Here is a 19704-nt window from a genome sequence, read left to right on the forward strand (position 1 = left end):
ACAGACGCCCTGCCCCTGTCGTTTTCAGACAAGACGTTTGCGACCAGCTCTGGACGCGCGTCCCAGAAACCAGCCCAGCATCGGCCCCATAATCATGCCAGCCAGCAGCGCCGTGACGACGACCAGCGACACCGGAAGTTGAGGTCCGGCCCAGCCAAGAAACAACAACGACACCGATTGCTGGTTCTCGAGGACGAAGGCCAGGACAACCAACACCAGCACAAGCAGGAAAACACCAAGAAGTATGCGCTTGAGGTTACGCATAGGTACCCCCTTGATTTTCAGCAGAGACGATCAAACCTCTTCCTCCTCTTCATTCACCCGATCTCGCAGCTCTTTACCGGGCTTGAAATGTGGAACGAATTTGCCGTCAAGACTGACAGACTGACCGGTCTTCGGATTACGACCGACGCGCGGTGCACGGTAGTGCAGAGAAAAGCTGCCAAAGCCACGGATCTCGATACGATCACCGGTAGCCAGACACTGGGACATTTGTTCAAGCATGGTCTTGATGGCCAGCTCCACATCTTTCGATGAGAGTAGCCCTTGATGGGTGACAATTCGTTCGATCAACTCCGACTTCGTCATATTTTTCCCTTCTTTTTCAAGCAGCTAGATCAGCGCTTGAAAGGTTTTAGCACGCCCGGAAGATTTTGAACAGCCCAGGGATTGACATATCTTCTTCAGCCTATAAACGCCCATTTTCAGGGCATCAAGCACCCGGCCGGCGCGCTGCAGACTTAGCGGCATATCACCAGCATGGTTCGAGTCAGATAGCCCGCCGGATTGAAGCCGAATGGAAAGTCATCCTCGTCACTGGCATCGTCGGAGCGCGTGATCACTTTGTACCCTGCACCCTTGCACTCTTTTGCCGCGCGCTTCTGACACTTCTCCCAGCCAGAGCCTAACCCGGAACAGTCGACCTGGATTCCGCTGACTCCACGCACCGCATGGGTCTTGGCGCTCGTGGTACAGCCCGCCAACGCCAATACCGCCACGAAGACTATTAACTTGTTCATCCACTTCCTTATGCCAGGCTACGCCTGACGACTACACACTAAGACCTAGCTTAGACGCGAATAGGCGATTGATCCGATTAAAGAAACAGACCGCACAGGAAACGGATTGGTTTCACCCATAGCCCCGATCAATGGAATGGGAGCGAAGCCTACAAATCGCAGGCACAAAAAAGGGCGACCGAAGTCGCCCTTTTTAATGATCAAGCAGAACTTAGTTCTGTTTGGCCATTGCTTGACGCAGCAGTGCCGCCATAGTGGTGTCAGCTGCTTCGCCTTCCGGAGCTGCTTTCAGGCTCTGGATAGCTTCTTTCTCTTCAGCATCGTCTTTCGACTTGATCGAGAGCTGGATTACGCGGCTCTTGCGATCAACGCTGATGATCTTGGCTTCTACTTCCTGGCCTTCCTTCAGAACGTTGCGCGCGTCTTCAACGCGGTCACGGCTGATTTCGGAGGCTTTCAGAGTTGCTTCGATGTCGTCAGCCAGAACGATGATGGCGCCTTTGGCGTCAACTTCTTTCACGGTGCCAGTAACGATTGCGCCTTTGTCGTTAACCGAGACGTACTCGGAGAACGGATCGCTTTCCAGTTGCTTGATACCCAGGGAGATACGCTCACGCTCCGGGTCAACCGACAGGATAACGGTGTCCAGCTCGTCGCCCTTCTTGAAACGACGAACAGCTTCTTCGCCAACTTCGTTCCAGGAGATGTCGGACAGGTGAACCAGACCGTCGATGCCGCCGTCCAGACCAATGAAGATACCGAAATCGGTGATCGACTTGATGGTGCCGGAGATTTTATCGCCCTTGTTGAACTGGCCAGAGAAATCTTCCCATGGGTTAGATTTGCACTGCTTGATGCCCAGGGAGATACGACGACGCTCTTCGTCGATGTCCAGAACCATAACTTCCACTTCGTCGCCGACTTGTACGACTTTCGAAGGGTGGATGTTTTTGTTGGTCCAGTCCATTTCCGAAACGTGTACCAGACCTTCAACGCCTTCTTCCAGCTCAGCGAAGCAGCCGTAGTCGGTCAGGTTGGTTACACGAGCGGTAACGCGAGTGCTTTCTGGGTAACGGGCTTTGATAGCAACCCATGGATCTTCACCCAGTTGCTTCAGGCCCAGGGAAACACGGTTGCGTTCGCGATCGTATTTCAGAACCTTGACGTCGATTTCGTCACCAACATTGACGATCTCGGAAGGATGCTTGATGCGCTTCCAGGCCATGTCGGTGATGTGCAGCAGGCCGTCCACGCCACCCAGATCGACGAATGCGCCGTAATCGGTGAGGTTTTTGACGATACCTTTGACTTGCTGGCCTTCCTGCAGGGATTCCAGCAGAGCTTCACGCTCGGCGGAGTTCTCGGCTTCCAGGACGCTGCGACGGGAAACGACAACGTTGTTGCGCTTCTGGTCCAGCTTGATGACCTTGAATTCCAGCTCTTTGCCTTCCAGGTGCGTGGTGTCGCGCACTGGACGGACGTCAACCAGGGAACCTGGCAGGAACGCACGGATGCCGTTAACGTCGACAGTGAAGCCGCCTTTAACCTTACCGTTGATAACGCCCTTGACCACTTCCTCAGCTGCGAAGGCTGCTTCCAGAACGATCCAGCATTCAGCGCGCTTGGCTTTTTCACGGGACAGCTTGGTTTCACCGAAACCGTCTTCAACCGAGTCCAGAGCAACGTGAACTTCGTCACCGACATTGATAGCCAGATCGCCAGCGTCGTTGTAGAACTGTTCAAGCGGGATGAGTGCTTCAGACTTCAGACCAGCGTGAACGGTTACCCAGCCAGCTTGGTAATCGATATCAACGATAACACCGGTGATGATGGAGCCTGCCTGAAGGTTCAGGGTTTTTAGGCTTTCTTCAAAGAGTTCCGCAAAGCTTTCGCTCATTTTAATTCCTGTAAATGAGGGCGAAGGATACGCCCATCTCCACACCCCAGACGGTGTGGGTTAGTTTCATTAAAAAGAAGCGCTGCAGGACTATGACTGGTCCCCTGCAACCTTCTTGGTCACCCGACGATATCGCGAATGGCGATCTCGCTCATGATGCGTTCAAGCACCTGATCGATGGACAACTCCGTGGAATCCAGCTGTATGGCGTCAGCCGCCGGCTTAAGCGGGGCTACCGCTCGCTGGGTGTCACGCTCGTCGCGTGCACGGATCTCATCTAGCAGACTCGACAGACTAACACCCTCGACTTTGCCCTTCAACTGCAAATATCGACGGCGCGCCCGCTCCTCGGCACTGGCGGTCAGGAAAATCTTCAGCGGCGCATCGGGAAACACCACCGTACCCATGTCGCGACCATCCGCGACAAGGCCTGGCGCTTCCTGGAAAGCACGCTGACGTTGCAGCAGCGCCTCGCGCACGGCGGGCAACGCAGCCACTTGCGAAGCGCCGGAGCCGATGCTTTCAGTGCGAATGACATCGCTGACTTCATCGCCTTCCAGAATGATCCGTTGCAGCTGACCTTCGGTCGCCGCAATGAATTGCACATCCAGATGAGCGGCAAGTGTTTTCAGCAGTTCTTCATTGGTCAGGTCGACACCATGGTTGTGCGCGGCAAACGCCAGCAAGCGATAAAGCGCACCGGAATCCAGCAGGTTCCAGCCCAGACGCTTGGCCAGAATCCCGGCGACCGTGCCTTTGCCCGAGCCGCTAGGCCCATCAATGGTGATGACCGGAGCAATGTTCTTCACGATTGAGCCTCTTGTGCAACACGAATACCGACCTGCCCGCACAATGCGAGGAAGTTCGGGAACGATGTCGCGACGTTGGCACAGTCATGGATGCGGATCGGTGCCGTGGCGCGCAGCGACGCTACGCTGAAAGCCATCGCGATACGGTGATCGCCATGACCGTGCACTTCGCCGCCGCCGATCTGGCCGCCGTCGATGATGATGCCGTCCGGCGTCGGCTGGCACTTGACGCCCAGCGCCAGCAAGCCATCCGCCATGACCTGGATGCGATCCGACTCCTTGACCCGCAATTCTTCAGCGCCGGTCAGCACGGTGCGCCCTTCAGCACAGGCGGCGGCCACGAACAGCACCGGGAATTCGTCGATGGCCAACGGAACCAGCGCCTCAGGAATCTGGATACCTTTGAGTCTAGCTGCTCGCACGCGCAGGTCAGCGACTGGCTCACCGCCGACTTCACGCTGGTTTTCCAGGGTGATGTCCGCCCCCATCAGGCGCAGGATGTCGATAACGCCGGTACGGGTCGGGTTGATGCCGACATGCTCGAGCACCAGCTCCGAACCTTCGGCAATCGATGCCGCGACCAGGAAGAACGCCGACGACGAAATGTCGCCAGGTACTTCAATATGGGTAGCCGTCAATTTGCCGCCGGACTCGACCGAAGCCGTGGCGCCATCCACAGACACCGGGTAGCCGAAACCACGCAGCATGCGCTCGGTATGGTCGCGGGTCGGCGCTGGCTCAGTGACGGTGGTCTTGCCTTCTGCGTACAGACCGGCGAGCAGCAGGCAGGACTTCACCTGAGCACTGGCCATCGGCATGGTGTAGGTCAGGCCTTTGAGCTTGTGACCACCGCGAATGGTCATCGGTGGACGACCCTCGGCAGCGGTTTCGATTACGGCACCCATTTCACGCAGTGGATTGGCCACGCGATTCATTGGACGCTTGGACAGCGACGCATCGCCAGTCAGGGTACTGTCGAAGTTCTGCGCAGCCAGCAGGCCAGACAGCAGACGCATCGACGTACCGGAGTTGCCCAGATAGATCGGGCCCGGCGCAGGCTTCAGGCCATGCAGGCCGACGCCGTGAATGGTCACGCGACCGTGGTGCGGGCCTTCGATGACCACGCCCATGTCGCGGAACGCCTGCAAGGTCGCCAGGGCGTCTTCGCCCTCAAGGAAGCCTTCGACTTCAGTGACGCCTTCGGCCAGCGAACCGAGCATGATCGAACGGTGGGAAATCGATTTATCACCCGGTACGCGAATCCGACCGGACAGGCGGCCACCAGGTTGAGCCAGGAAGATCAGATCGTTGGAGTTCATAGCGTCCACATAGGCCCTGCGGGCCAGGATTTTACTGAAATGCTCGCGGGCAACCCGGGCGCGAGTGAAAACGCCCAACAATTGGTGCCCATCCCCTGCATCGACCGCGTCGCGCAAGGCGTCGAGGTCGCTGCGAAATGTATCGAGTGTGCGCAGAACAGCCTCGCGATTGGCGAGGAAGATGTCGTGCCACATCACCGGGTCGCTTCCGGCGATTCTTGTGAAATCGCGGAAACCGCCCGCAGCGTACCGGAAGATCTCAAGGTTTTCATTGCGCTTGGCCAACGAATCGACCAGACCGAAGGCCAGCAGGTGCGGCAGATGACTGGTCGCAGCCAGCACTTCATCGTGACGCTCGACCTGCATGTGCTCAACGTCAGCGCCCAGTTCACGCCACAGACGATCGACAACAGCCAGCGCAGCCGGATCAGTTTGCTCAAGCGGCGTGAGAATCACCTTGTGACGACGGAACAACTCGGCATTGGAGGCTTCCACCCCGCTCTGCTCGGAACCGGCAATCGGATGGCCCGGCACGAAACGCGCCGGCATGCCGCCGAACGCTTCGGTCGCCGCGCGCACCACATTGCCTTTGGCACTGCCGACATCGGTCAGAATTGCCTGCCCCAGATCCATGCTCGCCAAACGCGCAAGCACTTTTTCCATGGCCAGGATCGGCACCGCCAACTGAATGACATCAGCCCCCTGGCATGCCGCCGCCAGGTCATCCTCACAGCGATCAACCACGCCCAACTCGACCGCCAGCTTGCGCGATTGCGGGTCGAGATCGACCCCGACCACTTCGCGACACACGCCACTTTCACGCAAGCCCTTGGCAAACGAACCACCGATCAACCCCAGACCGACCACCACAAGGCGACCGATCATAGGTGCAGCAGGTTGCAGTGCAGTGACATCAACCACGGGCCAGAACCTTGCGCAGCGCTTCGAGGAAGCGGCTGTTTTCCGCCGGCAGACCGATGGTCACCCGCAGATGATTCGGCATGCCGTAGTTGGCCACCGGACGCACAATCACGCCTTCGCGCAGCAAGCCCTGAAATACCGGGGCCGCCACTTGAGCCAGGTCGACGCAGATGAAGTTGCCTTTGGATTCGATCCAGCTCAGACCCAACTCACGGAAACCGGCCTGCAACTGCTGCATGCCCGCTTCGTTGAGCTGACGGCTTTGCGCCAGATATTCCTCATCCTTCAGCGCCGCGCAGGCTGCCGCCAGCGCGAGGCTGTTGACGTTGAATGGCTGGCGAACGCGATTCAGCACGTCAGCGACTACCGGAGTCGACAGACCGTAGCCGACGCGCAATGCCGCCAGGCCATAGGCCTTGGAGAAGGTGCGCGAAACCAGCAGATTCGGGTAAGCCGCAAGGAAATCCAGCCCGTCCGGCAGATCACTGCCTTCGGCGTACTCAATGTAAGCCTCGTCAAGCACCACCAGCACATGCTCCGGAACATCCTGCAGGAACTCGTCCAGCGCTTCAGCGCCGAACCAGGTGCCGGTCGGGTTGTTCGGGTTGGCGATGAATACCACACGGGTGTCAGCATCGATTGCCGCAAGCATTGCGGGCAGGTCATGCCCCCAATCCTTGGCCGGTACCACTTTGGCTTGCGCCCCGACCGCCTGAGTGGCAATCGGATACACCGCGAATGCGTGCTCGCTGAACACCGCATTCAGGCCCGGCGCCAGATAGGCGCGCGCGACCAGCTCAAGAATGTCGTTGGAACCGTTGCCCAGAGTGACCTGGTTCAGCTCGACGCGGCATTGTTCGGCCAGCAGGGATTTCAGCGCGAACCCGTTGCCGTCCGGATAACGGGTCAGATCAGCCAGCTCTTCGCGGATGGCCGCCAAGGCTTTTGGGCTGGCACCCAGCGGATTTTCGTTGCTGGCCAGTTTGACGATTTTCGCCGGGTCCAGATCCAGCTCGCGCGCCAGTTCGTCCACAGGCTTGCCCGGAACGTATGGCGAAAGTTGTTGCACGCCCGGCTGTGCCAGAGCGAGGAAGTTGCCACTCATTTGCTACCGCCCCTTAGAGAACTGCTTTCGGGTAGGAACCCAGCACTTTGAGTGCTACTGCTTCCTGACTGATCTTTTCCAGCACACCTTTGATCAACGGATCACGATGGTGGCCGACGAAGTCGATGAAGAACACGTAGGTCCATTTGCCGCTGCGCGACGGACGGGTTTCGATGCGGGTCAGGTCGATGCCATTGTCATGGAAAGGCACCAGCAACTCGTGCAGCGCGCCCGGCTTGTTGCTCATCGAGACGATGATCGAGGTCTTGTCGTCGCCGGTCGGCGGCACCTCCTGATTGCCGATCATCAGGAAGCGCGTCGAGTTGTCCGGACGATCTTCGATCTTCTCGGCCAGTCGGGTCAGGCCATACAGACCGGCCGCCATGTCACCGGCAATCGCCGCCGAGTTCCACTCGCCCTTAACCCGCTTGGCCGCTTCGGCGTTGCTCGACACCGCGACACGCTCGACATTCGGGTAGTGCGCGTCCAGCCACTTGCGGCACTGGGCCAGCGACTGCGCGTGGGAATAGATGCGGCTGATGCTGTCGGTCTTGGTGTTTTCACCAACCAACAGGTGATGGTGAATGCGCAACTCGACTTCGCCGCAGATGACCATGTCGTGTTCGAGGAAGCTGTCCAGCGTGTGATTGACCGCGCCCTCGGTGGAGTTTTCCACCGGCACCACGCCAAAATTCACTGCACCGGCTGCCACTTCACGGAACACTTCGTCGATGGCTGCCATCGGCTTGCTGATCACGGCGTGACCAAAGTGCTTCATGGCGGCGGCCTGGGTGAAGGTGCCTTCAGGGCCCAGATAGGCCACCTTCAGCGGTTGCTCCAGCGCCAGGCACGACGACATGATTTCGCGGAACAGCCGCGCCATCTCTTCGTTGCCCAGCGGCCCCTGGTTACGCTCCATCACGCGCTTGAGCACCTGAGCTTCGCGCTCAGGACGATAGAACACGGGCACTTCGCCTTCGGCCAGCGAGGCCATCTTTACTCGCGCGACTTCCTGGGCGCAACGCGCACGCTCACTGATCAGCTCCAGGACTTTGGTGTCCAGAGCGTCAATGCGAACGCGCAGTGCCTTGAGTTCTTGCTCGGACATCAGCCGTGTTCCTTCTCGAAATCAGCCATGTACGCCACCAGCGCATTAACAGCGTTGATGTCGACGGCGTTATAGATGGAGGCGCGCATGCCGCCTACGGAGCGGTGGCCCTTGAGGTTGAGCAGACCGCGCTGTTCGGCGCCGGCAAGGAACGGCTTGTCCAGACGATCATCAGCCAGACGGAACGGCACGTTCATCCACGAGCGATCCGACTTGTTGATCGGGTTGCTGTAGAGGACGCTGGCGTCGATGAAGTCGTACAGCGTGCGCTGCTTGACGTCATTGAGCCTGGCGATCGCTTCAACACCGCCCTGCTCTTTCAGCCACTGGAACACCAGACCGGACAAGTACCAGGCCAGGGTCGGCGGGGTGTTGTACATCGAGCCGTTATCCGCCGCGACTTTGTAGTCGAGCATGGTCGGGCACAGCGCGCGCGCCTTGCCCAGCAAGTCTTCGCGGATGATATTGACGACGATGCCGCTCGGGCCGATGTTCTTTTGTGCGCCAGCGTAAATCATGCCGAAACGCGAAATATCGACCGGACGCGACAGAATGTCCGAAGACATGTCAGCCACCAGCGGTACGTCACCGGTTTCCGGAATCCACTGGAATTCCAGACCACCGATGGTTTCGTTCGGCGCGTAGTGAACGTAGGCGGCGTCTTTCGACAGGTTCCACTCGTTCTGGCCCGGAATGGCGAAATAGTCATAAGGCCTGGCGGTGGCGGCAACATTGACGTGACCGTAGCGCGAGGCTTCTTCGATGGCTTTCTGCGACCAGATACCAGTGTCGATATAGTCGGCCGAGCCGTTCTCCGGCAGCAGGTTCAGTGGAATCTGCGCAAACTGCTGGCTGGCGCCACCTTGCAGAAACAGCACTTTATAGTTCGACGGGATATTCAGCAGGTCACGCAGATCCTGCTCGGCCTGGGTGGCGATGGAGACGAACTCATCGCTGCGATGGCTCATTTCCATGACCGACAGGCCCTTGCCGTGCCAATCAAGGAGTTCACCTTGAGCACGTTGCAGGACAGCTTCAGGAAGCGCCGCAGGACCGGCGCAGAAGTTATAGGCTCGCTTGCTCACATCCAATCTCGCTCTGATTTGGTGATATCACGCATTACATCATCAGCCGACACGAATCGAATGGGGGAGCGGGCTTGCTCGCGAAAGCGGCTGGACTGACAACATCTCCGCCGAATGTCAGTCCGTCTTCGCGAGCAAGCCCGCTCCCACACTGGATCTTCATGGGTGTCGATATTTCATACCGGACAAATAACAAGGGGGCGAATTCTCATCCGCCCCCTTGCTTGTCCGCTTATTCTTGCGGTTCTTCGTCTGCTGCGGCGTCGAGTTGCTGGTCTTCACCGGCATCGTCGCTTACGACGGTGCCTTCGAACTCCTCGCCCTCTTCACCCTCGAGTTCTTCACCTTCAACCTCCGAAGGTTCCTGAACGCGCTCCAGCCCGACCAGGGTTTCATCCTTGGCCAGCTTGATCAGCGTCACACCTTGAGTGTTACGACCCAGGCTCGACACTTCGTCGACACGGGTACGCACCAGCGTGCCTTGATCGGAGATCAGCATGATCTCTTCACCGTCCTGCACCTGAACCGCGCCGACCAGGCGGCCGTTACGCTCGTTGCTGACCATGGCGATAACGCCCTGACCGCCACGCTTGTACTCAGGGAATTCGGTGATCGCCGTGCGCTTGCCGTAGCCGCGCTCGGATGCAGTGAGAATCTCGCTGCCTTCTTCCGGGATCAACATGGAGATCAGCTTCTGCCCTTCTGGCAGACGCATACCGCGCACACCGCGAGCCGTGCGGCCCATGGCGCGAACTTCGGATTCCTTGAAGCGGGTCACCTTGCCGCCGTCGGAGAACAGCATGATTTCCTGCTCGCCATCAGTAATGGCTGCGGAAATCAGGATGTCGCCTTCGTCCAGCTCCAGGGCGATCAGGCCGACGCTGCGCTGACGACTGAAAGCCACCAGCGGAGTCTTCTTGACGGTACCGTTGGCAGTCGACATGAAGATGAACGGTGCCTTCTTGCGGTCGGCAGCCTTGATACGGGCGCGGCGCTCTTCTTCGGTTTCGTTGCTGTTTTCGATCTCTTCGACGTCAGCCTCGACGCCTTCGGCCTCTTCTTCGTCAGCCTGACGCTTCATGGCTTCGAGATCGACCGGCAGCATGGTGGTGATGTACTCACCCTCGCTCAACGGCAGAAGGTTGACCAGCGGACGGCCACGGGCAGCGCGGGACGCTTCCGGAATCTCGTAGGTCTTGAGCCAGTACACCTTGCCCTTGCTGGAGAACAGCAGCAGCGTGGTGTGGCTGTTGGCAACCAGCAGGTGAGCGATGTAGTCCTCATCCTTGACGCCGGTGGCCGACTTGCCTTTACCGCCACGACGCTGAGCCTGGTACGCAGCCAATGGCTGGGTCTTGGCGTAGCCACCGTGGGAGATGGTCACGACGCGCTCTTCTTCCGGGATCATGTCACCCAGGGTCAGGTCGAGACGGGCATCGAGAATCTCGGTGCGACGCGCATCGCCGTATTCGGCGCGAATCACTTCCAGCTCTTCGCGGATCACTTCCATCAGGCGCACGGCGCTGTTGAGGATGCGGATCAGCTCGCCGATCTGGTTGAGGATCTCCTGATACTCGGCCAGCAGTTTTTCGTGTTCCAGACCGGTCAGGCGGTGCAGACGCAGTTCCAGAATGGCTTGCGCCTGTTCTGGCGACAGGAAATATTTGCCGTCGCGCAGACCGTATTGCGGATCGAGGTTTTCCGGGCGGCACGAATCGGCGCCGGCACGCTCAACCATCGCCACCACTGCCGAGGATTCCCACGGCGTGCTGACCAGCGCTTCTTTGGCTTCCGACGGGGTCGGCGACGCCTTGATCAGGGCAATGACCGGGTCGATGTTCGACAGGGCAACGGCCTGACCTTCGAGGATATGACCACGCTCGCGCGCCTTGCGCAGTTCGAACACGGTACGACGGGTGACCACTTCGCGACGGTGACGCACGAAGGCTTCCAGCAGATCCTTGAGATTCAGAATGCGTGGACGGCCGTCGATCAGCGCAACGATGTTGATGCCGAAGACCGATTGCAGCTGGGTCTGGGCGTAGAGGTTGTTGAGGATCACCTCAGGCACTTCGCCGCGACGCAACTCGATCACGACGCGCATACCGTCCTTGTCGGACTCGTCGCGCAGTTCGGTGATGCCTTCCAGCTTCTTCTCTTTGACCAGCTCGGCGATCTTTTCGATCAGACGCGCCTTGTTCAACTGGTAAGGGAGTTCGGTGATGACGATCTGCTGGCGGCCACCGACCTTGTCGATGTCCTCGATGATCGAGCGGGCGCGCATGTAAATGCGCCCGCGACCGGTGCGGTAGGCTTCAATGATGCCGGCACGACCGTTGATGATCGCCGCCGTCGGGAAGTCCGGGCCGGGGATGTATTGCATCAGTTCATCGACGGTCAGCTCGGGATTGTCGATGAGCGCCAGGCAACCGTCGATGACTTCACCGAGGTTGTGCGGCGGAATGTTGGTCGCCATGCCCACGGCGATACCGCTGGAGCCGTTGACCAACAAGTTGGGAATACGGGTCGGCATGACCGCAGGGATCATTTCGGTGCCGTCGTAGTTCGGCACCCAGTCGACGGTTTCCTTGTGCAGGTCAGCCAGCAGCTCATGCGCCAGCTTGGTCATGCGCACTTCGGTGTATCGCATGGCCGCAGCGTTGTCGCCGTCGACCGAACCGAAGTTGCCCTGACCGTCAACCAGCAGGTAGCGCAGGGAGAAAGGCTGAGCCATACGAACGATGGTGTCGTACACGGCGGTGTCACCGTGCGGGTGATACTTACCGATCACGTCACCGACAACACGGGCAGATTTCTTGTACGGCTTGTTGAAGTCGTTGCCCAGCTCGCTCATCGCGAACAGTACGCGACGGTGCACGGGCTTGAGGCCATCGCGCGCATCCGGCAGTGCACGGCCGACGATCACGCTCATCGCGTAGTCGAGATAGGACTGTTTCAGCTCGTCTTCGATATTGACCGGGAGGATTTCTTTGGCCAGTTCGCCCATGAGAAGCCTGATTCCTTTTTCTGGTGAAACTTCGTCATATCCATATGGGACCAACGAAGCTCGTCGGGGCCGGCCGAGTGCCATGCGCCGACTTACGACAAATCAACACTGGATCGTGGATTTGCGCAGTAAAGACAGCTCCGTGGAGCTGCCTCGGAAAACGCCGGATGTTATCACAAAGGCCGCCACGCACCTATCCCCCAGATGCGCATGGAGCATAGTTAGTTGACCGGTGACAGGCTTAACGGGGACGAGAGGGGCTCAGAGCTTCTTTGAATGCAGAATCAGGGGCTGATTTGTGGATGTTTATTGACTTTCAAGGCCCTTTCGCGAGCAAGCTCGCTCCCACAAGGTTCCATGCTGATCACAAAACCTGTGGGAGCGAGCCTGCTCGCGAAGGGGCCAACGCAGACATCAAGCCCATCAATGCAGGCGTTTGCGGCACATCAACTGGGCCAGTTTCGCCGTATCCGGGCGTTCAACGATGCCCTTCTCGGTAACAATCGCATCAATCAGGTCCGCCGGCGTCACGTCAAACACGGGATTGAACGCTTCGACGTCCGCGCCGAGGCGCTTGCCGCCAACCTCGAGCAATTCGGCGCCGTCACGCTCTTCAATCGGGATGTCGTCGCCGCTGGCCAGATTCATGTCGATGGTCGAACTCGGCGCCACCACCATGAAACGCACACCGTGGTGCATGGCGTTGACCGCCAGTTGGTAGGTGCCGATCTTGTTCGCCACGTCGCCATTGGCGGTGATGCGGTCGGCGCCAACGATCACCCAGGTCACGCCTTTGGTTTTCATGATGTGTGCAGCGGCGGCGTCAGCGTTGAGTGTGACCGGGATGCCTTCGTTGGCAAGTTCCCATGCGGTCAAACGCGACCCTTGCAGCCACGGACGGGTTTCGTCGACATAAACGCGCTCGACCATGCCTTCAATAAAGGCGGCGCGAATGACGCCCAGGGCCGTACCGAAACCACCGGTGGCCAACGCGCCGGTATTGCAGTGGGTCAGAATCGCCTGAGCATTGCCCTGATGCTTGCGGATCAGGTCAACGCCGAGCTGCGCCATGGTCAGGTTGGCTTCGCGGTCGCTTTCGTGGATGGCAGCGGCTTCGGCTTCCAGCGCCGCCAGCGGATCGGCGTTTTCTTTCAGGCGATCAAGGCGATCATGCATGCGGCCAAGAGCCCAGAACAGGTTGACCGCAGTCGGTCGCGAATCGGCCAGCAGCGCAAAATCCTCTTCCAGCGCCGCGTACCAGTCGCCACCTTCGGCAATTCGCGCTCGCGCAGCAAGGACGATGCCATAAGCGGCACTGATACCGATGGCCGGCGCACCGCGCACTACCATCGAGCGAATGGCCTCAGCCACGCCGGCGGCGCTGGTGTAGGCAATCCAGGTTTCCTCGAACGGCAAAATACGCTGATCCAGCAGGTGCAGCGCGCCGTCACGCCAATCGATGGCCTTCACTTTTTCCGCAGCCAACAGTCGATCGCGCATCCCACACCCCGCACTCATGAACAAAAGCCGCCGATTATAGCGATCCCCCCGCGAAGACGCTCGGGTATACTTCGCCATCCTTTACAAAAGCACTGGACCCGACCCTCGATGCCGAAACCTGCCATTGCGCTCGACTTACTATTGCTGCCGACCTGGCTGGTACCCGTCGAACCGGCAGGCGTTGTGCTCAAGGAGCATGGCCTGGGCATCCGCGACGGTCGCATCGTGTTTATCGGCCCGCGCGCCGAAGCATTGAAGTGTAACGCCACCGAAGTCCGTGAATTGCCGGAGATGCTGCTCGCCCCCGGACTGATCAACGCCCACGGCCACGCGGCAATGACGCTGTTCCGTGGCCTGGCGGACGATCTGCCACTGATGACCTGGCTGGAAAATCACATCTGGCCGGCCGAGGCCAAATGGGTCGATGAAGATTTTGTCCGCGACGGCACCGATCTGGCCATCGCCGAGCAGATCAAGGGCGGCATCACCTGCTTCTCGGACATGTATTTCTTCCCCAAGGTCGCCAGCGAGCGCGTGCACAACAGCGGCATCCGCGCACAGATCGCGATTCCGATTCTCGACTTCCCCATCCCCGGCGCCAGCAATGCCGATGAGGCGATTCGTCAAGGCGTCGAGTTGTTCGGCGACCTGAAGCACCACGAACGCATCAGGATCACATTCGGCCCTCATGCACCGTACACCGTTGGCGACGAGAACCTCGAAAAAATCCGCGTGATTGCCGAGGAACTGGACGCCTCGATCCACATGCACGTCCATGAAACCGCGTTCGAAGTCCAGCAAGCGCTGGAGCAACGCGGCGAACGTCCGCTGGCCCGCCTCGGCCGCCTCGGTCTGCTCGGCCCGCGCTTCCAGGCGGTGCACATGACCCAGATCAGCGATGACGACCTGACATTGCTGGTAGAAAGCAACACCAGCGTGATCCACTGCCCGGAATCCAACCTCAAACTGGCCAGCGGCTTCTGCCCGGTCGAGCGATTGTGGCAGGCTGGCGTCAACGTGGCCGTGGGCACCGATGGCGCGGCGAGCAACAACGATCTGGATCTGCTCGGCGAAACCCGCACCGCCGCGCTGCTGGCCAAAGCCGTCGCCGGTTCGGCCACCGCACTGGACGCCCATCGCGCATTGCGCATGGCCACGCTAAATGGCGCGCGGGCACTGGGGATCGAGGCGCAAGTCGGCTCGCTGCAAATCGGCAAGGCCGCCGACATCGTTGCGTTCGATCTGTCCGGCCTGGCGCAACAACCGGTGTACGACCCGGTTTCGCAGCTTATATACGCCACCGGTCGCGACTGCGTGAAACACCTGTGGGTAGCCGGCAAACCATTGCTCGACGACCGCCGCCTGACGCGAATGGACGAAGAGCAACTGGGCGCCACCGCCCGGGCCTGGGGCCAGCGCATCAGCGGCCACACCGAATCGTGAACCCCCCGGCGCGAATGCCGGGGCTACAGACTTTTTCAAGTTTCAGAGGATTTAACATGAGCAACGTCGACCACGCCGAAATCGCCAAATTCGAAGCCTTGGCCCATCGCTGGTGGGACCGCGAAAGCGAATTCAAACCGCTGCACGACATCAACCCGCTACGGGTCAACTGGATTGACGAGCGCGTCAATCTGGCCGGCAAGAAAGTCCTCGACGTCGGTTGCGGCGGCGGCATCCTCAGTGAAGCCATGGCCCAACGCGGCGCCACCGTCATGGGCATCGACATGGGCGAGGCGCCGCTGGCCGTTGCGCAACTGCATCAACTGGAATCCGGCGTCAGCGTCGAGTACCGTCAGATCACTGCCGAAGCCCTGGCCGAAGAGATGCCCGAGCAGTTCGACGTGGTCACTTGCCTGGAAATGCTCGAGCATGTGCCCGATCCGTCGTCAGTGATCCGAGCCTGCTTCCGCATGGTCAAACCGGGCGGCCAGGTGTTCTTCTCGACCATCAACCGTAATCCGAAGGCCTATCTGTTCGCCATCATCGGCGCCGAATACATCATGAAGCTGCTGCCGCGCGGCACCCACGACTTCAAGAAATTCATCCGGCCGTCCGAACTGGGTGCCTGGAGCCGCATGGCCGGTCTGACCGTCAAGGACATCATTGGCCTGACCTACAACCCGCTGACCAAGCACTACAAGCTGGCCAACGACGTTGACGTCAACTACATGATCCAGACCCTGCGCGAGGAGTAAGCCGATGGCCATCAGAGCAGTTCTCTTCGACATGGACGGCACCCTGCTCGACACGGCGCCGGACTTCATCGCCATCTGCCAGGCGATGCGCGCGGACCGTGGTTTGCCACCGATGAACGACAAGCACATCCGCGATGAAATTTCCGGTGGCGCCAAGGCCATGGTGGCGGTGACGTTTTCGATGGACCCGGAGTCGCCGGGCTTCGAGGAACTGCGCCTGGAGTTCCTTGAGCGCTACCTGGTCGGCTGCGCGGTGCACAGCAAACTGTTCGAGGGCATGGGCGAGCTGCTCGCCGATATCGAAAAGGCCAATCTGATCTGGGGTGTGGTCACCAACAAACCGCTGCGTTTTGCCGAGCCGATCATGCAGCAACTGGGGCTGGCCGAGCGTTCGGCGCTGCTGATCTGCCCGGATCACGTGAAGAACAGCAAACCCGACCCGGAGCCGCTGATCCTTGCGTGCAAGATGCTTGATCTGGACCCGGCGACGGTTCTGTTTGTCGGCGATGATCTGCGCGATATCGAATCCGGTCGTGATGCCGGAACCAAAACCGCTGCAGTGACCTTTGGCTACATTCACCCGGACGACAACCCACGGCACTGGGGCGCGGATGTGGTGGTGGATCATCCGTCGGAGTTGCGCAAGGTGCTCGATAGCGCTCTGTGTAACTGCTGAGTGTCATTGGCTGCATTCCCATGGGGAACGTGGGAACGATCTGACTCTTGATGAGGTTTTTATGTTTGATTATTCCGCTCGTCCCGAATTGCTCAAGGATCGGGTCATTCTGGTCACCGGTGCCGGTCGTGGCATCGGTGCGGCCGCTGCGAAAACCTACGCCGCCCACGGCGCCACCGTGTTGCTGCTGGGCAAGACCGAGGCCAATCTGACGCAAGTCTATGATGAAATCGAAGCCGCCGGTCATCCGCAACCCGCCGTGATTCCGTTCAACCTCGAAACCGCCCTGCCCCATCAATACGATGAGCTGGCAGCGATGATCGAAACCGAGTTCGGCCATCTGGACGGCCTGCTGCACAACGCCTCGATCATTGGCCCGCGCACGCCGATCGAGCAGTTGTCCGGCGAAAACTTCATGCGCGTCATGCAAGTCAACGTCAATGCCATGTTCATGCTGACCAGCACGTTGCTGCCGCTGCTCAAGCTGTCGCAAGACGCATCCGTGGTATTCACCTCCAGCAGTGTCGGTCGCAAAGGTCGCGCCTACTGGGGCGCTTATGGCGTGTCGAAGTTTGCCACCGAAGGCTTGATGCAAACCCTCGCCGATGAAGTCGACGGTGTGGCGCCGGTACGCTCCAACAGCATCAACCCGGGAGGCACGCGTACCAGCATGCGCGCCCAGGCCTATCCGGGCGAAAATCCGCTGAACAACCCGACACCAGAGGAGATCATGCCGGTATACCTGTACCTGATGGGCCCGGACAGCACCGGTATCAACGGGCAGGCATTCAACGCTCAGTAATGCCATACGTCGTATTTGTTGCCGTGGCGGGTTTCCGTCGCGGCATGGATTTGCCGCTCACCTCTGTCTTGTTTAAGTCAAAAAACCACCACCCCTCTTTCCCAGCCACTTCCAACCCATTGATTCCTAAAGGGTTAAAAAAATACGAACCGAATGGCACGACTTTCGCTCTAAATTCCCTCAAAGCATGCCGTGTGAAGGCAATGGGGCAAGTCCGATTTCGATAGCTGACTAATCGTCATCAGGCAGACTAAACTTACGCCAAATGTCCTACGGGACTGATGGATCAGTATGACGCGCAGCCCATAGCCGCTCTCACCCAGCCTGTAAGACAGACTTACTGCTTAGGGGCTCACGCCATATGAAATCACCCTCCCAGACCAATGCAATTGACTTTGACAGTGCCAAATTGCAACGCCTGGGCTTTGGTCAACTGCCTCCGCTTCTGGAGCGACCGGCCAGCCTGGCGCAACTGCGCCAGCAAATGAGCCTGCAACTGCAAACCAGCCTTGAGCCGCAACGCATCCTCGGTTTGTTTTTCCGCGAAGTTCAGCGCCTCGTGCCGCTGGACGCCTTGAGCTATGTGCATCAGGGCAGCGACCTGCGTCTGGAATTCGGCACACGCGGCCACCACTCGGTCAGCTACAGCCTCAGCCATGAAGGTGCACACATGGGCGAAGTGGTGTTTCGTCGCAATCAGCGCTTCAGCGACCAGGAACAAGGCAACCTCGAATCGTTGTTGTCTTCCCTGCTGTTTCCGATGCGCAACGCCCTGCTCTACCGCGAAGCCACGCAAAGCGCCCTGCGCGATCCGTTGACCGGTGCCGGCAACCGCATCGCCATGGAACAGACCCTGCAACGGGAAATCGAGATGTCCCGTCGGCATCTGCAACCGCTGTCACTGCTGATGCTCGATATCGACCACTTCAAACGGGTCAATGACAGCCATGGCCACAGCGCCGGCGATGATGTGCTCAAAGCCATCGCCGCGACAATCAAGGCCCAACTGCGCAATGTCGACATGGTGTTCCGTTACGGCGGCGAAGAGTTTCTGATTCTGCTGTCCAACACCAGTCGCGAACCTGCTGCGATGGTCGGCGAACGGTTGCGTTACGCGACTCAGGCGGCCGAATACTACGCAGATGGGCAGTTGATCGAGCTGACTGTGAGCCTGGGCTGCTCGACGTTGCTGCCGGGCGAATCCGCTGACAGCTTGCTGCGCCGTGCCGACAGTGCGTTGTATGTGGCCAAGCGCGAAGGTCGCAACCGCTTGGCGATGGCGGGCTGAGATCTTTCGACCAGCACAGAACAAAGCGGGAGCGGGCTTGCTCGCGAAAGCATCGTGTCAGTCAAATCTCTACTGACTGACACGACGTCTTCGCGAGCAAGCCCGCTCCCACATTGGTTGTGTGTGAGCCGAAAATCAGCTCTCGACGACAGCCCTGCGCTCTCGGCTCACCAGCAAGCGCTCCGAAGTTTCAAGCTGCATGCAGCGCTCGAGGAACAGGTACATGTAGTCGTAGCTCTTGCACACCGCTTGACGCAGTTCTGTCTGCAGCGCCTTGCTCGGGTTCATCCCGGCCAGGGTGCAAATGATTTCCAGCGCTTCCCATGGATGAGCATCGTCATACTGCGCGTGCATCTTCAGCCACTTCATCGCGCGTTTGCGGTGCTCTTCCGGGAACGCCGCAGCATAGACACCGGTAGAACACACCAACGCCGACCACTCCCCGGTGGCGCCCTCAATGGCGTAGTTCGTTGCGGCAATGGCGACGATCAGTGAATCGGACGAACTGGTGTGCCAGCACCAGTGACTCAAGGCATGCAGTTCGGGCGGAACCTGCTGTGCTTGCAGGTCTTCCAGACTGACGCCGTGGGCGCGACTCCAATGCATCCAGTAATCGGCATGATTGAGTTCGACGCGGATATTGCGCATCAACCAGCGACGCGCCATGTCTTCGCCGGGGTGACGGGCGAACCGGGTTTTAGTGAGGTTCTGCGCCATGTACAACGCAAACTGCTCGACCACCGGCCAGCCGCCAATCAAGTACTGACGCATGGTCCTGGCGCTGAGTTTGTTATCACGCATGCGCATGTAGAGTTCATGTTCGACAACCCGGCGCTTGCTCTCGCTGCAATCCTGAATCAACTGTTGTGCCCAGGCAGGATAACTTGCAGCTTCCATGAGTGGTCCGGTTCGGTTGAATGTGTCGATCACTGTTCGGCTCCTTTTGATTTGTGATTGTAAGGATCGGCGA

At 59.2% G+C, this 19704-nt stretch carries 17 protein-coding genes; 5 read left to right on the forward strand and 12 right to left on the reverse strand.

What is annotated here, in order from left to right; all coding sequences use genetic code 11:
* Positions 1-24: 24 nt before the first annotated feature.
* The 11 genes from AACY19_RS16815 to mtnA form a co-directional block, all read right to left on the reverse strand.
* A complete protein-coding gene (locus tag AACY19_RS16815; RefSeq protein WP_339452047.1) occupies positions 25-264 on the reverse strand; it encodes a LapA family protein in 240 nt (79 codons plus the stop codon).
* Positions 265-294: 30 nt separating this feature from the next.
* Positions 295-588, reverse strand: coding sequence for an integration host factor subunit beta (ihfB, locus tag AACY19_RS16820; RefSeq protein WP_008042113.1), 294 nt, complete (start codon positions 586-588; stop codon positions 295-297).
* A 152-nt stretch (positions 589-740) separates the two neighbouring features.
* On the reverse strand, positions 741-1019 hold the full coding sequence (locus tag AACY19_RS16825; protein ID WP_339452049.1) for a hypothetical protein: 279 nt from the start codon (positions 1017-1019) through the stop codon (positions 741-743).
* Positions 1020-1230: 211 nt separating this feature from the next.
* Positions 1231-2916, reverse strand: a complete 1686-nt coding sequence (gene rpsA / locus AACY19_RS16830) for a 30S ribosomal protein S1 (protein ID WP_339452051.1) — start codon at positions 2914-2916, stop codon at positions 1231-1233.
* 119 nt (positions 2917-3035) lie between these two features.
* Positions 3036-3725, reverse strand: a complete 690-nt coding sequence (cmk, locus tag AACY19_RS16835) for a (d)CMP kinase (protein ID WP_339452053.1) — start codon at positions 3723-3725, stop codon at positions 3036-3038.
* Positions 3722-5929: a bifunctional prephenate dehydrogenase/3-phosphoshikimate 1-carboxyvinyltransferase gene (locus tag AACY19_RS16840; protein ID WP_339452381.1), complete on the reverse strand. Its 2208-nt coding sequence runs from the start codon at positions 5927-5929 to the stop codon at positions 3722-3724. The genes cmk and AACY19_RS16840 overlap by 4 nt, the downstream gene beginning before the upstream one ends.
* 28 nt (positions 5930-5957) lie before the next feature.
* Positions 5958-7070, reverse strand: coding sequence for a histidinol-phosphate transaminase (gene hisC, locus AACY19_RS16845; protein WP_339452055.1), 1113 nt, complete (start codon positions 7068-7070; stop codon positions 5958-5960).
* Between the two features lie 13 nt (positions 7071-7083).
* Positions 7084-8178, reverse strand: a complete 1095-nt coding sequence (gene pheA, locus AACY19_RS16850; RefSeq protein ID WP_016770924.1) for a prephenate dehydratase — start codon at positions 8176-8178, stop codon at positions 7084-7086.
* Positions 8178-9263 (reverse strand): 3-phosphoserine/phosphohydroxythreonine transaminase, encoded by a 1086-nt coding sequence (serC, locus tag AACY19_RS16855; RefSeq protein ID WP_339452057.1) that lies wholly within the window; start codon positions 9261-9263, stop codon positions 8178-8180. Before serC ends, pheA begins: the two co-directional genes overlap by 1 nt.
* Before the next feature lie 232 nt (positions 9264-9495).
* Positions 9496-12270 carry a DNA gyrase subunit A gene (gene gyrA / locus AACY19_RS16860; RefSeq protein WP_339452059.1) on the reverse strand — a complete coding sequence of 925 codons (2775 nt, stop codon included), beginning with the start codon at positions 12268-12270 and terminating at the stop codon, positions 9496-9498.
* A 423-nt stretch (positions 12271-12693) separates the two neighbouring features.
* A complete protein-coding gene (gene mtnA, locus AACY19_RS16865) occupies positions 12694-13770 on the reverse strand; it encodes an S-methyl-5-thioribose-1-phosphate isomerase (RefSeq protein WP_339452061.1) in 1077 nt (358 codons plus the stop codon).
* Positions 13771-13878: 108 nt separating this feature from the next.
* Here mtnA and AACY19_RS16870 point away from each other — a divergent pair, with 108 nt between their 5' ends.
* The 5 genes from AACY19_RS16870 to AACY19_RS16890 all read left to right on the forward strand — a co-directional run bounded on the left by AACY19_RS16870 (position 13879) and on the right by AACY19_RS16890 (position 18734).
* Positions 13879-15213: a TRZ/ATZ family hydrolase gene (locus AACY19_RS16870; RefSeq protein ID WP_339452063.1), complete on the forward strand. Its 1335-nt coding sequence runs from the start codon at positions 13879-13881 to the stop codon at positions 15211-15213.
* Positions 15214-15269: 56 nt separating this feature from the next.
* Positions 15270-15968 (forward strand): bifunctional 2-polyprenyl-6-hydroxyphenol methylase/3-demethylubiquinol 3-O-methyltransferase UbiG, encoded by a 699-nt coding sequence (ubiG, locus tag AACY19_RS16875; protein WP_007908399.1) that lies wholly within the window; start codon positions 15270-15272, stop codon positions 15966-15968.
* A gap of 4 nt (positions 15969-15972) precedes the next feature.
* A complete protein-coding gene (gene mupP, locus AACY19_RS16880; RefSeq protein ID WP_339452065.1) occupies positions 15973-16644 on the forward strand; it encodes an N-acetylmuramic acid 6-phosphate phosphatase MupP in 672 nt (223 codons plus the stop codon).
* Between the two features lie 61 nt (positions 16645-16705).
* A complete protein-coding gene (locus AACY19_RS16885) occupies positions 16706-17446 on the forward strand; it encodes a YciK family oxidoreductase (protein WP_025113079.1) in 741 nt (246 codons plus the stop codon).
* A 361-nt stretch (positions 17447-17807) separates the two neighbouring features.
* Positions 17808-18734, forward strand: coding sequence for a GGDEF domain-containing protein (locus tag AACY19_RS16890; protein WP_339452068.1), 927 nt, complete (start codon positions 17808-17810; stop codon positions 18732-18734).
* Positions 18735-18869: 135 nt separating this feature from the next.
* Here AACY19_RS16890 and AACY19_RS16895 read toward each other — a convergent pair whose 3' ends face one another.
* Positions 18870-19631: a TenA family transcriptional regulator gene (locus AACY19_RS16895; protein ID WP_445262313.1), complete on the reverse strand. Its 762-nt coding sequence runs from the start codon at positions 19629-19631 to the stop codon at positions 18870-18872.
* Positions 19632-19704 lie beyond the last annotated feature (73 nt).

It is taken from the genome of Pseudomonas sp. EA_5y_Pfl2_R50 (assembly GCF_963970475.1).
In the GTDB taxonomy this organism is placed as follows: Bacteria; Pseudomonadota; Gammaproteobacteria; order Pseudomonadales; family Pseudomonadaceae; genus Aquipseudomonas.

Excerpts from the sequence above, each read along its gene's own strand:
- ihfB (WP_008042113.1), bottom strand. The coding sequence starts at position 588 with ATGACGAAGTCGGAGTTGATCGAACGAATTGTCACCCATCAAGGGCTA.
- AACY19_RS16815 (WP_339452047.1), bottom strand. The coding sequence starts at position 264 with ATGCGTAACCTCAAGCGCATACTTCTTGGTGTTTTCCTGCTTGTGCTG.
- AACY19_RS16840 (WP_339452381.1), bottom strand. The coding sequence starts at position 5,929 with ATGATCGGTCGCCTTGTGGTGGTCGGTCTGGGGTTGATCGGTGGTTCG.
- mupP (WP_339452065.1), top strand. The coding sequence starts at position 15,973 with ATGGCCATCAGAGCAGTTCTCTTCGACATGGACGGCACCCTGCTCGAC.
- hisC (WP_339452055.1), bottom strand. The coding sequence starts at position 7,070 with ATGAGTGGCAACTTCCTCGCTCTGGCACAGCCGGGCGTGCAACAACTT.
- mtnA (WP_339452061.1), bottom strand. The coding sequence starts at position 13,770 with ATGCGCGATCGACTGTTGGCTGCGGAAAAAGTGAAGGCCATCGATTGG.
- AACY19_RS16885 (WP_025113079.1), top strand. The coding sequence starts at position 16,706 with ATGTTTGATTATTCCGCTCGTCCCGAATTGCTCAAGGATCGGGTCATT.
- gyrA (WP_339452059.1), bottom strand. The coding sequence starts at position 12,270 with ATGGGCGAACTGGCCAAAGAAATCCTCCCGGTCAATATCGAAGACGAG.
- ubiG (WP_007908399.1), top strand. The coding sequence starts at position 15,270 with ATGAGCAACGTCGACCACGCCGAAATCGCCAAATTCGAAGCCTTGGCC.
- AACY19_RS16895 (WP_445262313.1), bottom strand. The coding sequence starts at position 19,631 with ATGGAAGCTGCAAGTTATCCTGCCTGGGCACAACAGTTGATTCAGGAT.
- pheA (WP_016770924.1), bottom strand. The coding sequence starts at position 8,178 with ATGTCCGAGCAAGAACTCAAGGCACTGCGCGTTCGCATTGACGCTCTG.
- rpsA (WP_339452051.1), bottom strand. The coding sequence starts at position 2,916 with ATGAGCGAAAGCTTTGCGGAACTCTTTGAAGAAAGCCTAAAAACCCTG.
- AACY19_RS16870 (WP_339452063.1), top strand. The coding sequence starts at position 13,879 with ATGCCGAAACCTGCCATTGCGCTCGACTTACTATTGCTGCCGACCTGG.
- AACY19_RS16890 (WP_339452068.1), top strand. The coding sequence starts at position 17,808 with ATGAAATCACCCTCCCAGACCAATGCAATTGACTTTGACAGTGCCAAA.
- AACY19_RS16825 (WP_339452049.1), bottom strand. The coding sequence starts at position 1,019 with ATGAACAAGTTAATAGTCTTCGTGGCGGTATTGGCGTTGGCGGGCTGT.